A 23,515-nucleotide genomic window follows, 5' to 3' on the forward strand; every position below is an offset into this window, starting at 1 on the left:
TATAACTATAAAAGTATAAATTTTAAACACAACAAACTGGAGAAGAACGATGGATAAATCGCTCTCAAGTAAAATTTTTGTAGGCTTGTTCGCCGGTCTACTTATTGGTACTGCTATTCAGTACCTATTCAGCGGTATTGCTATTTTTGATACGTATCTACTTGGTGCTGCCGAAGGTGCTGGTGGTATGTTCGTATCACTTATCAAATTGCTTGTAGTTCCTCTTGTATACGTATCTATTGTTTGCGGTATTGTTGAGCTAAAAGATATTCGTTCATTTGGTCGTCTTGGTGGTAAAACCTTTGGTCTTTACATTATTAACACCATCATCGCGATTTCAGCAGCGCTAACGATTGGTCTTATTTTCCAACCAGGTGCAGGTGCGAATTTAGCCGGTACGGTTTCTGAGACAATTGCGCTTACAACAACTGAAACGCCAGACATCTTCTCTCTTGTTGTTAACATCGTTCCTAGCAACCCTGTAGAAGCTTTCGCAAGCGGCGATATGCTACAAATCATCTTCATGGCAATTTTGACAGGTCTTGCTATTCAAGCGCTTGATTCTCGTGGTGGTCCAGCTATCAAGACATTCAAGATGGCTAACGAAATCATGATGAAGCTTATCGGCCTAGTAATGAGCTTGGCGCCTTACGGTGTATTTGCTCTGATGATTCAACTGGGCGCAACACTGGATGCAGACACGCTAATGTCAGTTGCTGGCTATGTGGCACTTGTGGTTGCAATGCTTGTGTTCTGGATTTTCTTCTTCTACCCAATGATGGTGGGTTCATTCACAGGTATTTCTCCAAAGCAGTTCCTACGTGCAACTCGTGAGCAAGTTCTATTCTCACTATCTACAGCAAGTTCGAATGCAACAATCCCAGTAACAATGCGCACTCTAACTGACAAACTAAACGTATCTAAGTCAGTAGCGGGTTTCGGTGTACCACTAGGTGCAACAATGAACATGTCTGGTGTATCTATCTACATCGCGCTAGCAACTATGTTCGTAGCAAACGCGTTTGGTCAGCCAATCAACACTGCTGATATCTTCACTCTAGGTCTAACTATCCTGCTATTGTCTATCGGTGCTGGTGGTGTTCCTGGTGGCGGTGTTGTGATGGTAGGTGTTCTATTGCACCAACTAGGTTTACCACCAGAAGGTCTAGCAATCGTTGCTGCTGTTGACCGTATCTGTGACATGTTCTGTACTTCTTCAAACGTAGTTGGTGATACAGCGGTGAACACTATCGTTGCTAAATCTGAAAACGAAATTGGCGTTGAAGCTAATGAAGAAGCTGAGTTACAAAAAGCAGAAGCTTAATTCAGAGATTCTTTCCGCTATAGATTTAATCTGAGCTGAAACCCTGAGTAGATAAACGGAGCCCAAGTGGCTCCGTTTTTTATTGAGTGAGAAGGTCACCTTATCTATTTTTACTCAACAAACGATAGTGCAGTCTGAATTGCTGTGTGAGGGGAGCCTCTTTGAGAGTCAGTTTACAGAAATAAGACTTTGCTACAAAAAAGGATAGTAGAGGGTGAATAAACCCAGTTATGGGACTTATATAGGCGGTAATGATATGTATTCGTGCCTAATCATTCCTTTTATTAAAATAAATGTAAAAAAATCCCTTTTCACCCTTGAAAAGGCTTCGTGAGCCCTTATCTATGGTGCATACGAAAGCAAATTACATTTGCACTTAAATTTTGTGTATTAGGGTTGAATCCCTGATTACCGCCCCCCACATATGTGGGTATAGCAAAAACTAATATAGATTATATTTCGGAGATAGCCTGATGGGTCGAATCATTGGTATTGATTTAGGTACTACTAACTCTTGTGTTGCTGTTTTAGACGGCGACAAACCACGCGTACTAGAAAATGCTGAAGGCGAACGCACAACAGCATCGGTAATCGCATACACTGACGGCGAGACGCTAGTTGGTCAACCTGCGAAACGTCAAGCAGTTACTAACCCTCAAAACACGCTATACGCAATTAAGCGTCTAATCGGTCGTCGTTTTGAAGATGAAGAAGTTCAACGCGATATCGAAATCATGCCTTTTAACATTGTTAAAGCTGATAACGGTGATGCATGGGTTGAAGCGCAAGGCCAAAAAATGGCTGCTCCTCAAGTATCTGCTGAAGTTCTTAAGAAAATGAAGAAAACAGCTGAAGACTTCCTAGGCGAAGAAGTAACTGGCGCAGTTGTTACTGTTCCTGCTTACTTCAACGATGCTCAACGTCAAGCAACTAAAGATGCTGGCCGTATCGCAGGTCTAGATGTTAAACGTATCATCAACGAACCAACTGCTGCTGCTCTAGCTTACGGCCTAGATAAGCAAGGTGGTGATCGCACTATCGCTGTATACGACCTTGGTGGTGGTACATTCGATATCTCTATCATCGAAATCGATGAAGTAGAAGGCGAGAAGACTTTCGAAGTTCTTTCAACTAACGGTGACACTCACCTTGGTGGTGAAGATTTCGATAACCGCATGATCAACTACCTAGTAGATGAGTTCAAGAAAGAGCAAGGTATCGACCTTAAAGCTGATCCACTAGCAATGCAGCGTGTTAAAGAAGCAGCAGAAAAAGCGAAAATCGAGCTTTCTTCTACTACTCAAACTGACGTAAACCTACCTTACGTTACTGCTGATGCGACTGGCCCTAAGCACATGAACATCAAAGTGACTCGTGCGAAGCTTGAGTCTCTAGTTGAAGACCTAGTTCAACGTTCTCTTGAGCCACTAAAAGTTGCTCTAGCAGATGCTGACCTATCTGTAGGCGAAATCACTGACGTTATCCTAGTTGGTGGTCAAACTCGTATGCCTATGGTTCAAGCTAAAGTAACTGAATTCTTCGGTAAAGAGCCACGTAAAGACGTGAACCCTGACGAAGCTGTTGCGATGGGTGCTGCTGTTCAAGGTGGTGTACTAGCTGGTGACGTTAAAGACGTTCTACTACTAGACGTTACTCCTCTATCTTTCGGTATCGAAACGATGGGCGGCGTGATGACTAAGCTTATCGAGAAAAACACAACTATCCCTACTAAAGCGGATCAAGTGTTCTCTACAGCTGAAGACAACCAAAACGCAGTAACTATCCACGTTCTTCAAGGTGAGCGTAAGCAAGCGACTTACAACAAGTCTCTTGGTCAGTTCAACCTAGAAGGTATCCAACCAGCACCACGTGGCATGCCACAAATCGAAGTAACATTCGACCTAGATGCTGATGGTATCCTGAACGTATCTGCTAAAGATAAAGCGACGGGTAAAGAGCAGAAGATCACTATCCAAGCATCAGGCGGCCTGTCTGAGGAAGAGATCGAAGCAATGGTACAAGAAGCAGAAGCTAACAAAGAAGCGGACAAAAAGTTCGAAGAGCTAGTAACTGCACGTAACCAAGCTGACCAAATGATTCACGGCACTAAGAAGCAAGTAGAAGAAGCTGGTGAAGCTCTACCTGCAGACGAGAAAGCTAAAATCGAAGCGGCTATCACGGCACTAGAAGAAGTTAAGTCTGGTAACGACAAAGAAGCTATCGACGCTAAAGTTCAAGAACTTATGCAAGCAGCTCAAAAGCTAATGGAAATTGCTCAACAGAAAGCTCAAGCTGAACAAGCTGGTGCTGACGCTGGTGAACAACCTAAGCAAGACGACGACGTGGTAGACGCGGAGTTTGAAGAAGTTAAAGACGACAAAAAGTAATTTTTCGTCGCTATAACACGTGATTTCTACGTCGAAGGTACTCACTTACATCCGTAAGCTCCGTGCCTTCTCCTTGAACTAACGTGTTTTAGCTTAGAAAAGTCGTTTTTCGATTTCTAAATATACGGGCGTCAGAGGTAACTCTCACGCCCGTAAATTTGTATTTAGACTTGTCGATCTAGATAATAGCTTTATTCGGCGTTTCAGCCGGCAGAACTTTTATCTAGATTGATACACAGACTACTGAAGTGATCATTCGGTAGTAGCAATTATTTTGGTGACCTAGAACATGTCAAAACGTGATTTTTACGAAGTATTAGGCGTAAGCCGCGATGCATCAGAGCGCGATATTAAAAAAGCGTACAAACGCTTAGCGATGAAATTCCACCCGGACCGTAACCAGGGTGACGAGACCGCAGCAGATAAGTTTAAAGAAGTAAAAGTAGCGTACGAGATCCTAACTGACTCTCAAAAGAAAGCAGCTTACGACCAATACGGCCACGCAGCTTTTGAACAAGGCGGCATGGGCGGCGGCGGTTTCGGCGGCGGTGGCCAAGGTGACTTCGGCGATATCTTCGGTGACGTATTTGGCGACATCTTCGGCGGTGGTCGTCGTGGTGGCGGTCAACAGCGTGCACAACGTGGTTCAGATCTACGTTACAACATGGAACTTTCTTTAGAAGAAGCGGTTCGTGGTGTTTCTAAAGAAATTGAAGTACCAACACTTGTAGAGTGTGATACTTGTGACGGCAGCGGCGCGAAAGCGGGTTCTTCTGCACAAACGTGTGGCACTTGTCATGGCCACGGCCAAGTACAAATGCGCCAAGGTTTCTTTGCGGTTCAACAGACTTGTCCTACGTGTAACGGTAAAGGCAAGATCATCAAAGACCCATGTAACTCATGTCATGGTCAAGGTCGCAAGCAGAAGACGAAAACACTTAACGTTAAGATCCCTGCTGGTGTTGATACTGGCGATCGTATTCGCCTATCTGGCGAAGGCGAAGCGGGAGAGCAAGGTGCTCCAGCTGGCGACCTGTACGTACAAGTACACGTAAAAGAGCACAACATCTTTGAGCGTGACGGCAACAACCTTTACTGTGAAGTTCCAGTAAGCTTCTCTATGGCTGCTCTAGGCGGTGAAGTTGAAGTTCCAACACTAGATGGTCGTGTAAACCTTAAAGTGCCAGAAGAAACACAAACGGGCCGTATGTTCCGTATGCGTGGCAAAGGCGTGAAAGGTGTTCGTGGCGGCGGTGTGGGTGACCTAATCGTTAAGCTAGTGGTAGAAACGCCAGTTAAGCTAAGCTCTCGTCAGAAAGAACTACTACGTGAATTCGAAGAAACATGTTGTGGCGAAGCGGCAAGCAAGCACAAGCCAAAATCTGAAGGTTTCTTCAGCGGCGTGAAAAACTTCTTCGATGACCTAACTAAGTAATTAGATAGTGATTTGAAAATTTTAAAGCCTGCCAGTGTGCAGGCTTTTTTGTGCCTGTAGAAAGGGTAAAAGGGTAACGCATGAGATTGATTGGCTTACCTCATTATTTCCAACACGCTTCTGGCTCTGAGATACCTGAGTGGTGCAATTCCAAAAAATCAGTCGTCGAATCTAAACAGTCATCACTTGTCTGTGGTGCATGCGGCTCAGCCTGAATTGAATAGGTGCTGCTGCTTGCTGAGATAGCGAGCGTGTATCGGCTAGAATCGGTATCACAAAACAAGCATGTTCCTCCAGAAATAATATTCACTGCTGCCGACGCATAGTTTCCCGTGTATAGGGTTTCTATCTCCAGTTGTATTTTGGTCATGTCGGCCATCGCTGTAACTCGATGAGCCTTGGTAACATGGTTGGTATAACTTGGATAGGCAATGGCACCGAGTATCCCCACGATTACCACAGCCAGCAATAACTCGATCAATGTCATCCCTCTTATGCTTATGTTGTTGCTGTTGCATATATTTCTTCGAATCATCGCGAGTAGTTTCCTTTCATAACTCTGTCCATTCTTCTCTGGTGGTAGCATCGCTGCAAGATTAAATACGGTTACGCACTGAATTACATAGGAATTTGGGAAATGACTCGCGGGTTTACTTTATTAGAGCTGTTAGTAACGGTATCGGTGCTGTCGATACTGATAGCTGCGGCTGCCCCGAGTTTTAGTTCGGTTACTGAAACCGTCAAGATGCAGCGACTCGCCGGAGAGTTGAATGGCTTTCTTATTCAGGCCAAGTCTGAATCGGTTAAAAGGAATCAAGATCTTTGGGTGCATTTTTCTATGGATAAAAATGAGGAGCAATCAACAGGGGAATGGAGTCTGTTGTTGAAGCCGACCGAAGATCTCTCTGGCGAAACGCTGGTGATGTTATCGGGTCAACCGTTTCGAGATGTGTCGTTTTCTCACAACTATACGGGGGCGAGAATCAGCTTTGAGAGTGTCAGGGGGAGACCTGCCAGGGGCACGATCTATCTTTCTCCTAATGCATCTTCAACCGACCGTTTATTGATTAAGTTATCTAGTCCCCCAGGGCGAATTAAGGTTTGCGGCGAGTCGAGCGCTCTATATGGCTATTATGCGTGTTAAGCCGATTGTGGCTGCGCCTAGCAAGCAACGAGGCACATCATTGATTGAGTTAATGGTGGCGTCTGTGATTGGTATCTTCGCGATCTCGATCATGGGCAGTGTTTTTATCGCCGGTCAGAGAACAGCTAAAGACAAAGGTATCGAGTTACTGCTACTACAAAACCTAACCAGCACAATGCAAGTGATGAAAGAAGATATTCAACGAGCGGGCTACGATGGATCTAATGGTTATTCAATCAAGTTGTCTGGCGCGACGGATACCATTCAAGTGAGCGGTGGTGTTGCCGTTGGTTTTGTTTACTTCCGAGAGGGTTCGAGCGCAAGTAAAGATCATCGAAATATCGTTTACAAAAAAAATGGACCCAAACTGCAAATATGTGAGAAGGGCACCACTGTATCGGAGGCAATTCCTACATTTCATGAGGTTACTGGATGTTACTCACTTTTCGATGACAACCTCATTGATGTTGATGAGTTCAGCATTAATTCCCAAGTATTAGAGCAGAACTCTATCAAGAGCACATTTACTGACATCAGTATCACAGCCTCAATTCCAACCGCAGGTGTTTCCAAATCGGTTTCGGTTTCCGTTAAACAAAGGAACTGGCAATGATGATATATAGAAAGCAGCGCGGCGTGGTGACCTTGCTGGTGACATCGGTTCTTTTAGTTGGAGCTTTAGTGGTGACGCTAGGCACGTATCGCAGTGTTTTTCATCAGATCAAAGTTGCTCAAAACGAGGTTCAAGGCAGGCAAGAACATTGGCGTTCGGAAGGGGGGCTAGAATGTACTTATTCTTACTTACTTGAATTAGACAAGACTATTGCTGATATCAAAGACGTGAGTGCTCGCCCGGCGGATTTTGCAGATTGGTGCTCTCCTTATCAAAATCAGCCAGAAATCGAGATCTCCGATAGTGCAATTTCTAGTGCTTACATCGTAACGTCATCCTCAAACGCACAGTCACTTTTTAAGACAATAAAAGAAAGATCTCAGTTCGGCAGTGGGGCGATTCAGTCGACGGGGCCTATTGAGCTTATTGGTACCTTAAGCTTGAAGCCGACAGTAAAAGAAGACCCAATTAGCGGCAATGAATATGAGTGTGTCAGTGTCTCTTTTGCTGACCTGTTCACCTATCAATATAACGAAACTCATAGTAATTCAGGACAGGCATTGGGGTTAGAGGTTCTCGATCCTAGTGCTGATGGTCCATTTTCTGGCTTTGATGGTATATGCCATAGTGATTATAAAACGGAGATCCCGAAAGGTGCTTCCGGTAGCACTCATTCAATCTATGCCCCTGATTACTATCAAGGTACTAATCCACCGCCTTTCCAAAAAGACTTTAATCCAGATCCGAATATGAATCCGTTTTACACCTTTTTTGGTGTTGCTAAAACTGATCAAAACATTGTCGATTTATCACAAGATACGGATTTGTTTAAACATGTTCAGCTATTGAATGCGACTGAGTGCGGCACTGAGATCATGGACCACTTCACTGCAGGGCAAACCAAGGGGCTGTGGATTGAAGGCAACTGCCATATCAACGCTGCGGTTGCGGCCACAATCAATCCGTCACAGCTGTTGGTTGTGCAAGATGGTGTGTTGGCCCTGAATGGAGCCATGGCTTACAACGGAGTGATTTATCATTTGGTCGATTATCAAAAGAGCCACGTGAAAAATCGAGTCGATGGTTTCTGGAATGCGCTCGCTGCTAATAACGTGTTTGCGCCTTTTATCAAAGATATTGATGAGGCCAGTGTCGTCAAAAAAAGTGTCGGGATTCAGTTTGCCTCTGGTTTACCTTCTGGTGGTCTTATTTTTGATTCCCCCTCGGGAGTGACGACCATAGTGGGCGATATGGACATGGATTTTCGTGCGGATTCGAACCCAAGTGACCCACCTTCAACGTACCAATGGCAGCGAGGTTCGTGGAATGATTTCTAAGAGTTCTGGCTTCAGTTTACTAGAGGTACTTATCTCTTTTCTGCTGATTGGCGTTGCGTCGTTAGGGCTGGTTAAATTACAGGTGTATGCGGAACAAAAGTCGGATCATGCGCTCCAGAGTGTCGAAGCTTTGCATTTTGCAGAAAGGCAGATGGAGCATTATCGAACTCGCGCGCTCAATGTTAGTGGCGCGGTAGGGCTTATTCCTTTTGAGGAACTAAATCAGTCGAGTTACTGTCTCAACATCGCGAGTTCAGATCCCCTATCCGGTTTATCTGGTTCTGTATATTCGATGACATGTGAAGTCACTAATGCGAGCGGAGCCTTATCTGGCGCCCTCAAAAACATTGTTGTCACAATTGCATGGCAAGATCGTATGAACCGCGCGCAAAGTATTTATCTCGAAACTATGCTCTCCAAATACAGTGAGTTTGACTGACCCCTAAGCAAACGTTTACTGCATGCCAAGGCTTGCGCCACTCCTTTTACTGATAATTTTCACTCCTCGGACATTGTTTGCGTGCTAGTTAAAACTCTGTATATGAAATGGTGTTTTTTGTGTTTTTATATTGTTGTGGTTGTATGGTATTTTTGCAAAATATGTCTCCATTTATGGAAAATTAGATGGAATCTTGTGCTTTTTAATAACGACTTTAATAGAATATGTGCTGTACCAATAGGCCGTGGTCAAAACTTATATTAGGCCTAAACAAAACAACATCACATATGGAGTTACAATGAGTAACCAAGCCGTAAAAAAAGCACCATCGACTGAGAAAATCAGTGGAATGGACCGCTTTCTAAACTTCATTGAACGCGCCGGCAACAAAATTCCAGATCCAGCAATCCTGTTCTTCTGGGCTCTAGTTATTGTATGGGTAGCATCTGCACTTTTGTCGAACTTTTCATTCGACCTCATCAACCCTCAAACGGGTGCTGCTCTTGAAGTTAACAACCTACTTACTGGTGAAGCGCTTGCTAGCTTCCTAGCGAATATGGTTACTACGTTCACAGGCTTCGCACCTCTAGGCATCGTACTTGTTGCTATGCTAGGTGTTGGCGTTGCAGATTCTTCAGGCTTCATTACGACTGGCCTTAAGAAGATGCTTAACTTCACGCCAGCTAAGCTACTAACGCCAATGCTAATTCTTGTTGCTATCGTGTCTCACACAGCAGCAGATGCAGGTTACGTTCTAGTAATCCCTCTTGGCGGTATCATCTTCCACGCTGCGGGTCGTCACCCCCTAGCGGGTATTGCAGCAGCGTTTGCTGGTGTATCAGGTGGTTTCTCAGCGAACTTCATTCCTTCAGGTATTGACCCGCTACTAGCTGGTTTCACTCAAACTGCGGCAAACGTTCTTGACCCTGAATACGTGATTAACCCTCTAGCGAACATCTTCTTTACTGGCCTATCTTCAGTTCTTATTGTTGCTATCGGTTGGTACGTAACTGAGAAGATCATCGAGCCTCGCCTTGCTAACACGCCAGTTGATGAAGATGCAGAAGCAGCACCAGATCTTGGTACGTTCACTGCAATTGAATCTAAAGCATTCAAGTTTGCAGGTTGGGCTATGGTTGCAGGTATTGGTCTGCTGATCGCGGCTCTTATTCCTGAAAACTCAGCGCTTCGTTCGCCTGAAGGTGAGCTAACAGCATTCTCTGCACCAGTAATGAAGTCTATCGTTCCTCTGATCTTCATCCTGTTCATCATTCCAGGTATCGTCTACGGCCGTGTAGCGGGTACTTTCAAGAACAGCAATGACGTAATCAAAGCAATGTCTGAGACGATGGCAACGATGGGCGCATACATTGTAATGTCGTTCTTCTGTGCACAGTTCCTATCTGCATTCGGTCAATCAAACATCGGTACTATGCTGGCACTTTACGGTGCTGAAGGCCTGAAAGCGATGGACCTTCCTGGTGAAGCAACGGTTGTTGGTATGATTCTACTAACAGCTTCAGTTAACTTGCTTGTAGGTTCTGCTTCAGCTAAGTGGGCTCTTATCGGTCCAATCCTAGTTCCAATGCTAATGGTTGTGGGTATCTCTCCTGAGCTATCTCAAGCGGCTTACCGTGTAGGTGACTCAGTGTCTAACATCATCTCTCCACTAATGGTGTTCTTCCCACTGGTTGTTGTTTACTGTCAACGCTACGTTAAGTCCACAGGTATCGGTACTCTAGCTTCTCTAATGATGCCATTCTCGATTGCTATGCTAATCGGTTGGTCTATCTTCTTGCTAGCTTACTGGGCTCTTGGTATCCCACTAGGTATCCAAGCACCTTACACTTACACAATGTAAGATTGAACTAAGCAAAATTAAGCTTTATTCATTGCTAAGCCCGCACCGAAATGTGCGGGCTTTTTTTTCGCTATTTTTTATATCTGAGACTTTTTATATCCAAGGTAAAGGCACTCAGCTTATACTCCGGATTACGGCTAATTGTTGGCCGGTAAATTTAGGAAATCCAAGCCACATGAAGATTCTGCTTTTAGTAGGGTTAATTGTTTTAAATGGTCTGTTTGCCATGTCAGAGATTGCATTGGTAGCAGCAAAGAATAGTCGGTTGAAACGCTTAGCCGAAAAACACCGTTCCGCTCAGGTTGCGCTTGAACTCAAAGAAAACCCAACCCGCTTCCTCTCAACCATTCAAATCGGTATCACGGTAATCGGCCTGCTCAGCGGTATTGTGGGTGAGGCGACGCTATCGGCTCCATTGGCCGTTCAACTTGAACTGTGGGGATTAGACCCAACACAAGCGAATATCTTGTCTACCGCGGTTGTGGTGGTGGGTATTACTTATTTCGCTATCGTTGTCGGTGAGTTGGTACCAAAGCGTTTTGCTCAGTCTCAAGCTGAAAACATTGCTGTGTTAGTCGCGCTGCCAATCTTCTGGCTATCTAAAATCGCGACGCCGTTTGTATTTGCGTTGTCGGCTTCAACGGAAGGTATTCTTAAGTTGATGGGTCGAGGCGGTGAAGAAGATAGCGTGACTGAAGATGATATCCATGCACTGGTGAAAGAGGGCTCGGAATCGGGTGTGATTGAACGCGGCGAACAAGAGATGATTCGCAATATCTTGCAGCTTGATGATCGCCTTGTGAGCTCATTGATGACTCCGCGTCGAGACATCGATTTTCTGGATATCGATCAGCCTGTTGAGAATATCTTTAAGCAATTGCGTTCATCAAAGCATAGTGTGTTTCCATTGTGCCAAGATCACCTCAATAAAGTGGTCGGTACGGTGTCAGCCAAAGCCTTGCTGAATCAGGCGGGCAATCTAAGCATTCAAGTGATCATGGGGCTGTCTCGCTCGCCGATCTATGTTCCAGAATCGATGAAAGCTCTGCGTTTACTTGGCTACTTTAAAGAGTCGGGTACTGAGATGGCATTCATTGTCGACGAGTATGGCGATGTGCAAGGTCTTGTGACTCATTACGATATTCTTGAGGCGATTGCTGGTGAGCTATCGAATAACCCGAACGATCTTTGGACCGAGCAAGTGGAAGACGGTTTGCTGGTGGATGGATTGATTCCTATCAGTGAACTGAAAAACCGTTTAGAGCTATCGGATTTTGAGGGCGAAAGTGAGAGCTTCCAAACGTTGAATGGCCTTGTGACTTGGTTAATCGGGCGTTTACCGGATGCAGGCGAAGTTGTTCAATACCAGCAGTGGCAGTTTGAAATTATCTCTGTTGAGAACAATCGCATAGTGAGTATCAAGGCGACGCCAATAGTCGATGACACAGAAGATGCTAATAGCTAACAGTCAGATCAACCAACAAGCGGCAATGGTTCATTGTCTTTTGTTGTCTTAACCTCTTTATTGTTCATTATCACGAAGATTAGGTATGCTTCACCGCATACCTATTTTCGTTTTTATCCTATGTTTTTTGGAGTTCCCTTTGTCAGACCATCAATTCACCCCTCAAGATGAAATCTTCATGCGACGCGCCATTGAGGTTGCTAAGCAAGCAGAGAGTGAGGGAGAGGTTCCTGTGGGTGCTGTATTAGTGAAAGATGGGGAGATTATCTCTGAAGGATGGAACCGTTCGATTGGCAGCCACGATGCAACGGCACACGCAGAAATTGAAACCTTGCGTAAAGCCGGTCAAACCTTAGAAAACTATCGGCTACTCGATACCACTTTATATGTCACGCTAGAGCCTTGCCCAATGTGCGCAGGTGCCTTGTTACACAGCCGAGTAAAGCGCATTGTGTTTGGCGCCCCAGACTTAAAAGCGGGTGCTGCAGGTACAGTGTTGAATTTGTTTGAAAGCCAAGCCTCATACCACTATGCCGACGTCGAGCATGGTTTGTTAGAGGAAGAGTGCCGTGAACAATTGCAGGCGTTTTTCAAGCGTCGTAGAAAAGAGATAAAAGAGAAGCGAAAGCAAGAACGTCTGTTGGAAGAGCAGCGTTTAGAAGCAGAGATGAAGGCTAGCAACAAGAAATAGCAGCGTGCTTTCGGCACTCTCAATCGCAAGAGTGCCAAGCAAACTGACTGAGTAACTACATTTACTCGGCAATCATCTGCATGAAAGCGCGATTGCGCCAAATGATCTTCTTTTTATTATTTGAAAGCATACGCTTACGACGGTTTGCAGCAACGGTCTTATCAAGGCGTTTCGATTTCAGTTTCTTCATCATTTCAATGATTTCCTATTTGTCGTCTGACTTTTTAGTTTGGGCTAACGATTTAATTATAGTGTTATTCGTTTATTTGGCTTGTCGCGCGCTTGGCTTACCCAGAAGAGCAGCTCTAGCTAAACCCAGCACTGATGTGCAACAGAACGTAATTTTTGATTATGGTGTGCCGTTATAAAGTTCGATTGTTACTGCAATATGACACATCGAGTTTCATGGCCTTTTGTCGAGCTTGTTCTTTTTCGCGCAGTTATAAAAAGCACAATAAAAAAGAGCAATGCTTAATGGCATTGCTCTTTTAGTATCTACTGCGAAGGTTCCGAACTGCTTACTGTCGATTGAGCAGCACTAATGCTTGATTCAGCACCTGAGGTTTCTAAAGGCGGGATCACCACCAAACCTTCAAGGCTCGCTTCTTGCTCTTTATTGCGCTTATTCACATGGCCAATGATGCTCTGGTAATAACGGCGAATGTTCTCAACGTAATTCCTTGCTTCATCACCACGAGCATACCCATAACGAGTCTTACTGTAGTACTTCTTCTGTCTCAATAGAGGCAATCGGTCTTTTACATCGCCCCAAGCATCAGGATCTCCGCCTTGTGCTTTGGTTAAGCGTCGAGCATCCATCATGTGTCCGTAACCTACGTTGTATGAGGCTAGGGCAAACCAGATCTTTTCATGTTGTGTGATTGAATCTGGCACTCGGTTCACGATCCGACGCAGGTATTCAACACCACCTTGTACCGACTGTTTCGGGTCAAGACGGTTGGTTACACCAACACTCTTAGCAGTAGGCAGTGTTAGCATCATCATGCCTCGCACACCAGTTGGCGAGCGCGCAACAGGGTTCCAGTGTGACTCTTGGTATGCCAATGCAGCAATCAAGCGCCAATCAAACTCTTGCGAGTACTTCTGAAACAGCGGTGACCATTTTGGTAACTTGCTGTCCAGTGCACGGATAAAGGCACGAGTATCAACATAGTCAAAAGTACCGATGTGGCCGATGTATTTCTCTTCCAGTGAAGCGAGTTCACCAGACTGTTTTAGGTTACCGAAGAACTCAATCAACAGAGCATAAAGGCTTTCATCTTCAGACTTCTGCAAATACCAAGAGATAGGTTGGTCTTCTGTCAGTTCAAAAGCCAAAGCTACGTCTGGGTATAAACGTTGTGCAAGTGACAGCTCAATTGAGTCAGCCACAGTGAATAAGCGCTCCCCAGTCGAGACTTCTTTAAGCAGGTCGTTGATATCAGCATTGCCGACCGCATCATAGATAAAGTCATCGTGTGTTTTTTGCAGCTGCTTTAGTGTTGGCTCAAAGTGTGAGTCTTTCACTACAACCAAAGATGGCGTTAATGTGTCAGTAGACGCCGCCTCTTCTGATTCAGTTTGCGCTTTTACAAATTCAGCCTGACGCTCATTCTCGAAATTGATCAGTTGTTCAAGATTTCTTGGTCGCCACTGGCCTTTTTTGTATACGACCTGTTGGCTTACATAGTAATAAGCAGGTGCGGCACGATAAGCGCGTGTCAGTTTATTGTTTTGCGTTAAGCCGGTTGCGATAAGATCGATTTCGCCTTTCTGCAGGGCAGGGAACAGGCCAGACAAACGGTAAGCGGGTTTAACCTCAAGCTTTACACCAAGCTCCTGCGCAAATTCACGCGCTAATTCGTAATCCAAGCCAGCAGGGCCATCAGGACCGATGTAATATGAGAGTTGGTTATTGAGGGTGCCGACACGAAGAACGCCACGATCTCGTATCTGCTCAAGGACACTTTTAGGTTCAGATTCAATCTGACATCCAGCCAACCCAAAGAGGGCGATGGCGAGCAGAAGGAACTTAGACGAAAAGATGAGCGTAAATTTAGGCATCAAAATGAAATCTCGAAAAGTGGAAGCCCCTTTATACCAAACCCCGCAAGGCTGGCAAAGTAGGTTTAATTAAACAGTTGTAAAAGTGGTGATAAATGCAGCAAAAGTACCATTTACGCAGAAAGATAAAAAAAATCACGCAAACGGTTGCTTTTGGTGTTACGTCACAAAAAGAAATGCTTTATAATGCGCTCGCATTGAAGAGGTGGAATCGGCATAGGTTTGGCAACCTTCGGGAATAGCTTCGAAGAAAACAGTTAGGTTGTTCCTATAACCCACTGAATTTATTCCAATACTACCTTAATCAACTGCATAAGAGACGTAAGCACATGAGAATTTTGCGTGGCTCCCCAGCTCTATCTGAGTTTCGTGTTAACAAGCTTTTAGAGCTTTGTCGTGAATTAAGCTTACCTGTAACAGGTATTTACGCTGAGTTTGCCCACTTTGCTGATCTAACGGCAGACCTAGATGAGTCTGAAGTTGAGAAGCTAGAAAAGCTACTGACTTACGGTCCAACGATTGAAGAGCATGAACCTGAAGGTTTACTGCTGCTTGCAACGCCACGCCCGGGCACTATCTCGCCTTGGTCTTCAAAATCAACAGATATCGCACACAACTGCGGGCTGGCTAAAGTGTCACGTCTAGAGCGCGGTACTGCTTTCTACATTGAAACCTCTTCTGAACTTTCTGAGCTTCAACTTGTTGAGCTGAAAGCGATTCTGCACGACCGTATGATGGAAGTGGTTTTCACTGACTTCGAATCAGCGGCGGCACTATTCACGGTTGCTGAGCCTGCTCCTTATGCGGAAGTTGACCTATTAACTGGCGGACGTAAAGCGCTTGAAAAAGCAAACGTTACCCTAGGTCTTGCACTTGCAGAAGATGAGATCGATTACCTTCTTGAAAGCTTCACTGAGAAGCTAGGTCGTAATCCGACTGACATCGAGCTAATGATGTTTGCACAAGCGAACTCAGAGCACTGTCGTCACAAGATCTTTAACGCTGATTGGACTATCGATGGCGTTAAGCAAGAAAAATCATTGTTCAAGATGATTAAGAACACCTTTGAAACGACACCAGAGCACGTTCTGTCTGCTTACAAAGATAATGCAGCGGTAATGACAGGTTCTGAAGTCGGTCGTTTCTTCCCAGATCCAGAAACTCGCCAATACAACTACCACCAAGAAAAAACACACATCTTGATGAAAGTTGAAACGCACAACCACCCAACGGCAATCTCTCCATGGCCGGGCGCATCGACAGGTTCAGGCGGTGAAATCCGTGATGAAGGCGCGACTGGTATTGGTGGTAAACCAAAAGCTGGTTTGGTTGCGTTCTCTGTATCTAATCTTAAGATCCCGAACTTCGTTCAACCTTGGGAAACAGACTTTGGTAAGCCAAGCCGTATCGTTACTGCTCTGGATATCATGCTTGAAGGTCCTCTTGGCGGCGCAGCATTCAACAACGAATTTGGTCGTCCAAACCTGCTAGGTTACTTCCGTACTTACGAAGAGAAAGTTAACTCTCACGCTGGTGAAGAAGTACGTGGTTACCACAAACCAATCATGCTAGCTGGTGGTCTTGGTAACATCCGTGATGAGCACGTTCAGAAGAAAGAGATCCCAGTAGGTGCAAGCCTAATCGTTCTTGGTGGTCCTGCGATGAACATCGGCCTTGGTGGCGGTGCGGCATCTTCAATGGATTCGGGTTCTTCTTCTGAAGATCTAGACTTCGCTTCTGTACAACGTGAAAACCCAGAAATGGAACGTCGTTGTCAGGAAGTTATCGACCGTTGTTGGCAGCTAGGTGATGCGAACCCAATCGCATTTATCCACGATGTGGGCGCTGGCGGTATCTCTAATGCTCTTCCTGAGCTAGTAGACGATGGCGAGCGTGGTGGTATCTTTAACCTACGTGATGTGCCAAACGATGAGCCGGGCATGAGCCCACTTGAGATCTGGTGTAACGAATCTCAAGAGCGTTACGTAATGGCGGTTGCTGACGAAGACATGGCAACGTTCGACGCTATTTGTAAGCGTGAACGCGCACCTTACGCAGTGGTTGGTAAAGCAACGGAAGAGCGTGAACTTAAACTTGAAGATTCACACTTCAACAACACGCCAATCGACATGCCAATGGACATCCTTTTAGGTAAAACACCTAAGATGCACCGTGACGCGAAAACGCTAAAAGCAAATAACCCAGCGATTGACCGTTCTGGTATCGAGATGAACGAAGCGGTTGACCGTGTTCTTCGTCTACCAACAGTGGCTGAGAAAACATTCCTTATCACTATCGGTGATCGCTCGGTAACTGGCCTTGTGGCTCGTGACCAAATGGTTGGCCCATGGCAGGTTCCTGTTGCTAACTGTGCTGTAACTGCGGCAAGTTACGACTCTTACCACGGTGAGGCGATGTCTCTTGGTGAGCGTACGCCAGTGGCACTACTAGACTTCGGCGCATCTGCTCGTCTAGCGGTTGGTGAAGCAATCACAAACATCGCAGCGACCAATATCGGCGATATCAAACACATTAAACTGTCGGCTAACTGGATGTCTCCAGCGGGTCACCCAGGTGAAGATGCAGGTCTTTACGAAGCGGTGAAAGCAGTTGGTGAAGAACTATGTCCAGCGCTAGGTCTAACTATCCCTGTGGGTAAAGACTCAATGTCGATGAAGACTAAGTGGGAAGAGAATGGCGAGCAGAAAGAAGTAACGTCTCCGCTATCTCTTGTTATCACTGCGTTCGCACGTGTTGAAGATGTTCGTAAGACGATTACGCCTCAACTTCGCACTGACAAGGGTAATACAAGCCTAGTTCTTATCGACTTAGGTAACGGCAAAAACCGTATGGGTGCTACAGCACTAGCGCAAGTTTACAAGCAGCTTGGTGACAAGCCAGCAGACGTAGACAACGCAGCACAACTAAAAGGTTTCTACGAAGGCGTTCAAGCACTTGTGGCTAACGACCAAGTTGTCGCTTACCACGATAAAGGCGACGGTGGTCTATTCGTAACGCTAGCTGAAATGGCGTTCGCAGGTCACTGTGGTGTTAACGCTGATATTGCAGCGCTAGGCGAAGACACACTAGCAGCACTATTCAACGAAGAGCTAGGTGCGGTAATCCAAGTTCGCAACGACGACCTAGACGCAGTTCTTTCTACTCTTGCAGCAAATGGCCTAGAAGCGTGTTCACACGTAATTGGCTCTGTTGAAGCATCTGACGAGGTAGTGATTAAGTCAGGCGCAGACGTTGTAATCCAACGTAACCGTACTGAACTACGTACTATCTGGGCTGAGACAACGCATAAGATGCAAGGTCTACGTGATAACCCAGCATGTGCTGACCAAGAGCACGAAGCGAAGAAAGACAACTCAGACCCAGGTCTGAACGTGAAACTAAGCTTCGACGTAAATGAAGATATCGCTGCACCGTTCATCAACACTGGCGCTAAGCCTAAGATGGCGATTCTACGTGAGCAGGGTGTTAACTCTCACGTGGAAATGGCAGCAGCATTCGACCGTGCAGGTTTCGAAGCGACAGATATTCACATGAGCGACATCCTAACGGGTCAAGCGGTTCTTGAAGAGTACAACGGGCTTGTGGCTTGTGGTGGCTTCTCTTACGGTGACGTACTAGGCGCTGGTGAAGGTTGGGCGAAGTCGGTTCTGTTTAACGATTCGACGCGTGACCAGTTTGAAAACTTCTTCAAGCGTGAAGATACCTTCTCACTAGGTGTGTGTAACGGTTGTCAGATGCTTTCTAACTTACGTGAACTTATCCCAGGAGCTGAGTACTGGCCACGTTTCGTTCGCAACGAATCTGAGCGTTTTGAAGCTCGTTTCAGCCTAGTTGAAGTTCAGAAGTCTGATTCCGTATTCTTCAATGGCATGGAAGGTTCTCGTATGCCAATTGCGGTTTCTCACGGTGAAGGTCGCGTAGAAGTGCGTGACAACGACCACCTAAACGCGATTGAAAACTCAGGTACAGTTGCCCTACGTTACGTTGATAACAACGGTAACCAAACGCAGCAATACCCGAACAACCCGAACGGTTCGCCAAACGCTATCACTGGTTTAACAACGACGGATGGCCGCGTGACAATCATGATGCCTCACCCAGAGCGTGTATTCCGCACGGTTGCAAACTCTTGGTCTCCAGAAGGTTGGGGCGAGAATGGCGCTTGGATGCGTATGTTCCAAAACGCTCGGAAGAATGTAGGTTAATCACTTTCTTACAGGTCGCATTAATCTAGGCTAGGTTATGCAAAAATGAAAAGCGCAGATCGAAAGGTCTGCGCTTTTTTATTTCCTAAGATTTAGGAACCGGTGCGAAACAATTGAGGTTTGCAGTTTGCTGTTCTAAAAATCTCCACTACGCTAAATGTTATGGAATCAATTTGTTAGGCGAATAATTCTTGCACTCGAGCAAGGAAAGCTTCGTTCGGCTATGCAAAAACTGAATCAATCATCGTGGCATAAGAGGGATCTATGAAAACAACAATTACAAAAGCCGTTGCAGTGGCAGCGATTGTTATGTCGTTAGCTGGGTGTGTAGGTAGTAACGCGGTTACTGGGAAATTAATGAAGTTCAACGTCGAGGTGGTAGATAACCGTTACGCTCGTGCAGGCGTCAACTTCTTGCTTGCTCCGGTTTACGCACTAACCACCGCAGCCGATTACATTGTCTTTAACTCAATCGAATTCTGGGCGGGTAAAAACCCACTCACAGGCGCGCCTCACATCTTTGATAGCAAAGTCGACACCATGATTGATGTGAACGACAGCCTTGATGATTCACTAAAAGAAGCGCCACTTGGTTTCAATAATCGCCAGATTGAATGGGGTGAGATGCAACAAATCGATGAGAACACCATTCGCATGGACATCACCTACAACGATGGCCAGAAAGCCGTTCTGACGGGTGTTCGTGATGGCGATAAGGTCAGCTACTACATGGATGGCACGCTAGTATCAGAGACCTCTATTCAAGCGCTTGAACAGCTAGCCGCAGAGAAAGCGTAACCCTTTCAGCTAGAGACTAATAAAAGAAAAGCCGCTGGAGTTAACCCCAGCGGCTTCGTATTTTTTAGTATCTAGTAATTTAGCATCTAGCGCTTAAATTAGTTGTTGCTGTGTAGCTCGCTGTTCAGTTCAACAGCAGACTTGTTCGCTAGACATTCAATTTGACCAGTGATCGAGTTGCGACGGAACAGAAGATCAGAAACGCCAGCTAGGTCACGCGCTTTGATGATTTCTACTTCGTTGCCTTCTTTATCTAGCATGCGAACTTTCGTACCAGCAGTCACATATAGGCCAGACTCAACAGTACAGCGGTCGCCCATTGGGAAGCCAAGACCTGCATTTGCGCCTAGTAGGCAGTTTTCGCCGATAGAGATAACCATAGTACCGCCACCAGATAGCGTACCCATGATAGAAGCGCCGCCACCGATGTCTGAACCGTTACCTACAACAACACCAGCAGAGATACGACCTTCAACCATGCTTACGCCAGTTGTACCTGCATTGAAGTTGATGAAACCTTCGTGCATAACCGTTGTGCCTTCACCCACATGTGCGCCAAGACGAACACGAGAAGTGTCAGCAATACGAATACCTGTTGGTACCACGTAATCCACCATTTTAGGGAACTTGTCTACGCAATCTACAGATAGAGCACGACCAGCTAGGCGAGCTTCGATTTGACGCTCAGCTAGTTCAGGAAGATCGATTGGGCCTTCGTTTGTCCATGCGATGTTGTGCAGTAGGCCGAAGATGCCGTCCAGTACTGTACCGTGCGGTTGAACTAGGCGGTTAGAGATAAGTTGAAGCTTTAGGAAGCCTTCAGCAACCGATGCTGGCTTCTCGTCAGTCGCAAGAACAACAAGAACAAGTGGCTGCTCAGATGCTGCTGCTTTTTCTGCGAAAGATGCGTTTGCTGCATCGTCGTTTGCTGCGAATGCTCTCGCTAGTTCCGCGCTCTGTGCAGCAGAGATTTCGATAGCTTGGTTGCCTTCAGTGTAACCTGATACTTCAGCCACAGCCGCAACAAGAGCGTCACTTGGGTTTAGAAGTGGGTTAGGGAAGAACGCTTCAATGATTTTATTGTCGCGGTTTTTGGTTGCCGTACCGAAGGCTAGTGAAAAGTAAGCCATGTTGAATCTCCATGTGTTGAGTCTTGATTTTGCTATTTCATAACAGCGGCTCGAATAACAAGCGCTGCCGTTAGCAAAGTTAATTTAATTGCGTTCATCATAAAGAGAGCGCTCTCGTTATGAAAGGGCGTATCGGGATAAAGTCTGTAAAATGATATTGCTTGTCTTTCTGGCGATAGTTTTCATTATCCGGATATTACTCTCTGAGCTTATTGTATTGATCATTGCTTAAGCTGCTTTGCACCGCTCCATTCTCATCCCAAATCTGCACTTAGAAAGAAGTCTCTTGTTCGCTATATCAATAGAGCTAGTCACAAATTCTTTATAAATATCTGTTTAGTATCGGAATTAATCGAGTTCTGTTGATTAATCGCTTGTGCCTACAGTCCGAGTAATTACTCAGTTTTTCCGCTGTGTAATTAAGATAGCGATCACTAAAACACTTAAGGATATAAGTATATTTCCAGCCATAACGACATTAAAACGATTAATAAAGGATCTTCTATGAATTTTACTAAGTCTTTACTGGTGCTCTCTATCGGCGTAGCGATGGTTGGTTGTGGCTCGGACAGTGACGATATTATTGTTCCCGATATGACATTGCGCATAGCACATGTGAATGACACTCACTCAAATTTTGATCCTGTAAAATCCAGTTTTACTATGGGTGCTGATGGCAAGAAGGTTTATAACGAATTTGGCGGCTATCCTCGCCTATTGAAAGCCGCTGACGATATCAAAGCAGGGGCTAAAGCAGACAAAGAACCTTTGTTATTCTTGCATGGTGGTGATGCATGGCAAGGTACCGCTTACTTTAAGCTAAATGAAGGTGCTGCAAACGCAGACTTATTGTCCCTGATGGGGTTAGATGCAATGGTACTTGGGAACCATGAATTCGACTTAGATACCGACAAGCTCGCATCGTTCATCAATACGGTTAGTTTTCCGATATTAGCAAATAATATGGATGCATCAAAAGATCAGTCTTTAAGTAATGTAGATAATTTATACCCTTATCAACTGTTTGCATTTGAAGGCTCAGAAAAAAGAGCAATTACCTCTGTTTCTGATGCAAGTGATGATGAGAAAGTTGTTGCGGTAATCGGTGTTGTTTTGGGGGATATGCCAACGATAGCTACCGGGACTGGTGATGTGACATTTAGTGACCAAATTACAGCAACTCAAGCCACTATAAATGATTTAAAAACCAAGGGTGTGAATAAAATCATTGTTCTATCACATATAGGAAATGCTGCCGATAAGGATCTAGCTGCCAATACAACGGGTATCGATATTATTGTTGGCGGTCATTCTCATACTTTACTTGGTGATTTTACCGACCTTGACCAAGGTAATAATGGTATTTACGCCGAAATGATCCCGCAAAAAGATAAGGCACAAAATACTTGTGTGGTTCAAGCTGGTCAGTATGCCGAAGCTATCGGAGACGTTGATGTAGCATTTGATATAAATGGCAACCTCCTATCATGTGTTGGGAATAATACTTTATTATCAAATGATGAGTTTTATCATGATTCTCATCGAGAACATCAAATGGTTAGCTCTGATAAAGATGATGTAACTTCGTTTATTGATGATAACGATAAAATCACGATTAAAAATGAAGATGTTGATTTAAGAACCCGTATCGACGCGACTTATAAGCCTGCTCTTGAAGCTGCATATGGTGATGTTGTTGCAGCCGCACCGACTGAAATCAGTCATGAGCGTCGTCCTGGTGATGCTGGAACAGATGTGCACGGTTCTGATGTTGCACCTATGATAGCTCAAGGTATGATTTATTGGGCAAATCAAGCGTCGGTAGCAACTGTTACCGGTAAAAATGTCCAGATTGGTTTGGTGGGAGCTGGTGGTGTTCGAACGGATATCGCGTCAGGTGATTTCAGGGAAGGTAACGCTACGCTAGAATTATTACCATTCTCGAACTACCTGTCGATTTTAACAGTGAAAGGCGAGGTGATTCGAAACCTTATTGACAGCACAATTGAGCCGACGCTTGCTGAAGGTGCTCATGCTGGTAAGTTCCCGTATGTATCGGGTATGCGTTACACGTTTACAGAAGATGTGAAAGGTGTATCAGGTACAGTTACGAATCTAGAGGTAAATACTGGAACAGAAGTAAACCCAGTATGGGCGACAATGAACGATGCCGCTGACTACACTGTTATCGTTAATAACTATAATGCAAGCGGTAGTGATGGTTGGAATGTATTAGGCGATGCTCAATTAACATCAACAGATCGTCAAGACATAGTTATTTCAGGCGATAGTTTTAAAACTTACAAAGTTAACAACTTGTCATACGATGGAAGTACCGAGAAGTATAGCGTCATCTATGACGGTGGTATTAAACCATGTGCGGAAGGCTCAGGTGACATATGTAATACTGATGCTGAATCATTTATCTCTTGGGCTGAGCATAAGAAAGTACTAGAACCACTAGGGTTTGAAACAACAACGATGGAATATAAATAGTACTGATACCGCACTTGTCGGAGCGTTATTTATTGTTATTCAAAGCCTTAAAAGACAAGGGTATAGATTAACAGTAAAAGAAAATAGCCAGCGAATCGCTGGCTA

At 45.1% G+C, this 23,515-nt stretch carries 17 protein-coding genes; 13 read left to right on the forward strand and 4 right to left on the reverse strand.

The features are described from left to right. Window positions 1-49: 49 nt before the first annotated feature. The 3 genes from BCV39_RS20790 to dnaJ all read left to right on the forward strand — a co-directional run bounded on the left by BCV39_RS20790 (window position 50) and on the right by dnaJ (window position 5,146). Window positions 50-1,324 (forward strand): dicarboxylate/amino acid:cation symporter, encoded by a 1,275-nt coding sequence (locus BCV39_RS20790; RefSeq protein ID WP_019823920.1) that lies wholly within the window; start codon window positions 50-52, stop codon window positions 1,322-1,324. A gap of 473 nt (window positions 1,325-1,797) precedes the next feature. After that, entirely contained in the window at window positions 1,798-3,711 is a 1,914-nt protein-coding gene (gene dnaK / locus BCV39_RS20795) for a molecular chaperone DnaK (RefSeq protein ID WP_019823919.1), read from the forward strand. Between the two features lie 289 nt (window positions 3,712-4,000). Beyond that, window positions 4,001-5,146 carry a molecular chaperone DnaJ gene (gene dnaJ / locus BCV39_RS20800; protein ID WP_102432252.1) on the forward strand — a complete coding sequence of 382 codons (1,146 nt, stop codon included), beginning with the start codon at window positions 4,001-4,003 and terminating at the stop codon, window positions 5,144-5,146. A gap of 103 nt (window positions 5,147-5,249) precedes the next feature. Here the strand turns inward: dnaJ and BCV39_RS20805 are convergent, their stop codons facing one another. Continuing rightward, complete coding sequence (locus BCV39_RS20805) at window positions 5,250-5,681, reverse strand: type IV pilin protein (RefSeq protein ID WP_102432253.1); 432 nt, start codon at window positions 5,679-5,681, stop codon at window positions 5,250-5,252. A gap of 102 nt (window positions 5,682-5,783) precedes the next feature. Here BCV39_RS20805 and BCV39_RS20810 point away from each other — a divergent pair, with 102 nt between their 5' ends. From BCV39_RS20810 to tadA, 7 genes are all read left to right on the forward strand, one after another. Next, window positions 5,784-6,290: a GspH/FimT family pseudopilin gene (locus BCV39_RS20810; protein WP_048657872.1), complete on the forward strand. Its 507-nt coding sequence runs from the start codon at window positions 5,784-5,786 to the stop codon at window positions 6,288-6,290. Continuing rightward, a complete protein-coding gene (locus BCV39_RS20815) occupies window positions 6,271-6,903 on the forward strand; it encodes a pilus assembly protein PilW (protein WP_102432254.1) in 633 nt (210 codons plus the stop codon). The genes BCV39_RS20810 and BCV39_RS20815 overlap by 20 nt, the downstream gene beginning before the upstream one ends. After that, window positions 6,900-8,240, forward strand: a complete 1,341-nt coding sequence (locus BCV39_RS20820; RefSeq protein WP_048663710.1) for a hypothetical protein — start codon at window positions 6,900-6,902, stop codon at window positions 8,238-8,240. The genes BCV39_RS20815 and BCV39_RS20820 overlap by 4 nt, the downstream gene beginning before the upstream one ends. Continuing rightward, on the forward strand, window positions 8,230-8,679 hold the full coding sequence (locus BCV39_RS20825; RefSeq protein ID WP_048669197.1) for a prepilin-type N-terminal cleavage/methylation domain-containing protein: 450 nt from the start codon (window positions 8,230-8,232) through the stop codon (window positions 8,677-8,679). The genes BCV39_RS20820 and BCV39_RS20825 overlap by 11 nt, the downstream gene beginning before the upstream one ends. 298 nt (window positions 8,680-8,977) lie before the next feature. After that, on the forward strand, window positions 8,978-10,540 hold the full coding sequence (locus tag BCV39_RS20830) for an AbgT family transporter (RefSeq protein WP_048657876.1): 1,563 nt from the start codon (window positions 8,978-8,980) through the stop codon (window positions 10,538-10,540). A gap of 175 nt (window positions 10,541-10,715) precedes the next feature. Then, window positions 10,716-12,005 (forward strand): hemolysin family protein, encoded by a 1,290-nt coding sequence (locus BCV39_RS20835; RefSeq protein WP_048657877.1) that lies wholly within the window; start codon window positions 10,716-10,718, stop codon window positions 12,003-12,005. A gap of 85 nt (window positions 12,006-12,090) precedes the next feature. Next, complete coding sequence (gene tadA / locus BCV39_RS20840; RefSeq protein WP_057623811.1) at window positions 12,091-12,696, forward strand: tRNA adenosine(34) deaminase TadA; 606 nt, start codon at window positions 12,091-12,093, stop codon at window positions 12,694-12,696. A 61-nt stretch (window positions 12,697-12,757) separates the two neighbouring features. On the opposite strand, the gene BCV39_RS23460 is transcribed toward tadA, so the two are convergent. After that, entirely contained in the window at window positions 12,758-12,889 is a 132-nt protein-coding gene (locus BCV39_RS23460) for a hypothetical protein (protein ID WP_017059878.1), read from the reverse strand. Window positions 12,890-13,191: 302 nt separating this feature from the next. Then, window positions 13,192-14,760, reverse strand: coding sequence for a membrane-bound lytic murein transglycosylase MltF (gene mltF / locus BCV39_RS20845; protein ID WP_102432255.1), 1,569 nt, complete (start codon window positions 14,758-14,760; stop codon window positions 13,192-13,194). A 329-nt stretch (window positions 14,761-15,089) separates the two neighbouring features. Between mltF and purL the strand changes: the two genes are divergently transcribed. Next, window positions 15,090-18,986, forward strand: a complete 3,897-nt coding sequence (gene purL, locus BCV39_RS20850) for a phosphoribosylformylglycinamidine synthase (RefSeq protein WP_102432256.1) — start codon at window positions 15,090-15,092, stop codon at window positions 18,984-18,986. A 264-nt stretch (window positions 18,987-19,250) separates the two neighbouring features. Beyond that, complete coding sequence (locus BCV39_RS20855) at window positions 19,251-19,784, forward strand: DUF3332 domain-containing protein (RefSeq protein ID WP_008223831.1); 534 nt, start codon at window positions 19,251-19,253, stop codon at window positions 19,782-19,784. A 98-nt stretch (window positions 19,785-19,882) separates the two neighbouring features. On the opposite strand, the gene dapD is transcribed toward BCV39_RS20855, so the two are convergent. Beyond that, window positions 19,883-20,914, reverse strand: a complete 1,032-nt coding sequence (gene dapD / locus BCV39_RS20860; protein ID WP_102432257.1) for a 2,3,4,5-tetrahydropyridine-2,6-dicarboxylate N-succinyltransferase — start codon at window positions 20,912-20,914, stop codon at window positions 19,883-19,885. A 504-nt stretch (window positions 20,915-21,418) separates the two neighbouring features. Between dapD and BCV39_RS20865 the strand changes: the two genes are divergently transcribed. After that, complete coding sequence (locus BCV39_RS20865; protein ID WP_102432258.1) at window positions 21,419-23,410, forward strand: bifunctional metallophosphatase/5'-nucleotidase; 1,992 nt, start codon at window positions 21,419-21,421, stop codon at window positions 23,408-23,410. Window positions 23,411-23,515 lie beyond the last annotated feature (105 nt).

The sequence above is a fragment of the Vibrio sp. 10N.286.55.E10 genome (assembly GCF_002872555.1).
Taxonomy (GTDB): Bacteria; Pseudomonadota; Gammaproteobacteria; order Enterobacterales; family Vibrionaceae; genus Vibrio; species Vibrio crassostreae.

Coding starts and splice junctions, on each gene's coding strand:
- BCV39_RS20820 (WP_048663710.1), top strand. CDS start 6,900: ATGATGATATATAGAAAGCAGCGCGGCGTGGTGACCTTGCTGGTGACA.
- BCV39_RS20830 (WP_048657876.1), top strand. CDS start 8,978: ATGAGTAACCAAGCCGTAAAAAAAGCACCATCGACTGAGAAAATCAGT.
- BCV39_RS23460 (WP_017059878.1), bottom strand. CDS start 12,889: ATGATGAAGAAACTGAAATCGAAACGCCTTGATAAGACCGTTGCTGCA.
- dapD (WP_102432257.1), bottom strand. CDS start 20,914: ATGGCTTACTTTTCACTAGCCTTCGGTACGGCAACCAAAAACCGCGAC.
- BCV39_RS20855 (WP_008223831.1), top strand. CDS start 19,251: ATGAAAACAACAATTACAAAAGCCGTTGCAGTGGCAGCGATTGTTATG.
- BCV39_RS20815 (WP_102432254.1), top strand. CDS start 6,271: ATGGCTATTATGCGTGTTAAGCCGATTGTGGCTGCGCCTAGCAAGCAA.
- BCV39_RS20825 (WP_048669197.1), top strand. CDS start 8,230: ATGATTTCTAAGAGTTCTGGCTTCAGTTTACTAGAGGTACTTATCTCT.
- BCV39_RS20835 (WP_048657877.1), top strand. CDS start 10,716: ATGAAGATTCTGCTTTTAGTAGGGTTAATTGTTTTAAATGGTCTGTTT.
- mltF (WP_102432255.1), bottom strand. CDS start 14,760: ATGCCTAAATTTACGCTCATCTTTTCGTCTAAGTTCCTTCTGCTCGCC.
- dnaK (WP_019823919.1), top strand. CDS start 1,798: ATGGGTCGAATCATTGGTATTGATTTAGGTACTACTAACTCTTGTGTT.
- BCV39_RS20865 (WP_102432258.1), top strand. CDS start 21,419: ATGAATTTTACTAAGTCTTTACTGGTGCTCTCTATCGGCGTAGCGATG.
- BCV39_RS20790 (WP_019823920.1), top strand. CDS start 50: ATGGATAAATCGCTCTCAAGTAAAATTTTTGTAGGCTTGTTCGCCGGT.
- purL (WP_102432256.1), top strand. CDS start 15,090: ATGAGAATTTTGCGTGGCTCCCCAGCTCTATCTGAGTTTCGTGTTAAC.
- BCV39_RS20805 (WP_102432253.1), bottom strand. CDS start 5,681: ATGATTCGAAGAAATATATGCAACAGCAACAACATAAGCATAAGAGGG.
- dnaJ (WP_102432252.1), top strand. CDS start 4,001: ATGTCAAAACGTGATTTTTACGAAGTATTAGGCGTAAGCCGCGATGCA.
- tadA (WP_057623811.1), top strand. CDS start 12,091: ATGCTTCACCGCATACCTATTTTCGTTTTTATCCTATGTTTTTTGGAG.
- BCV39_RS20810 (WP_048657872.1), top strand. CDS start 5,784: ATGACTCGCGGGTTTACTTTATTAGAGCTGTTAGTAACGGTATCGGTG.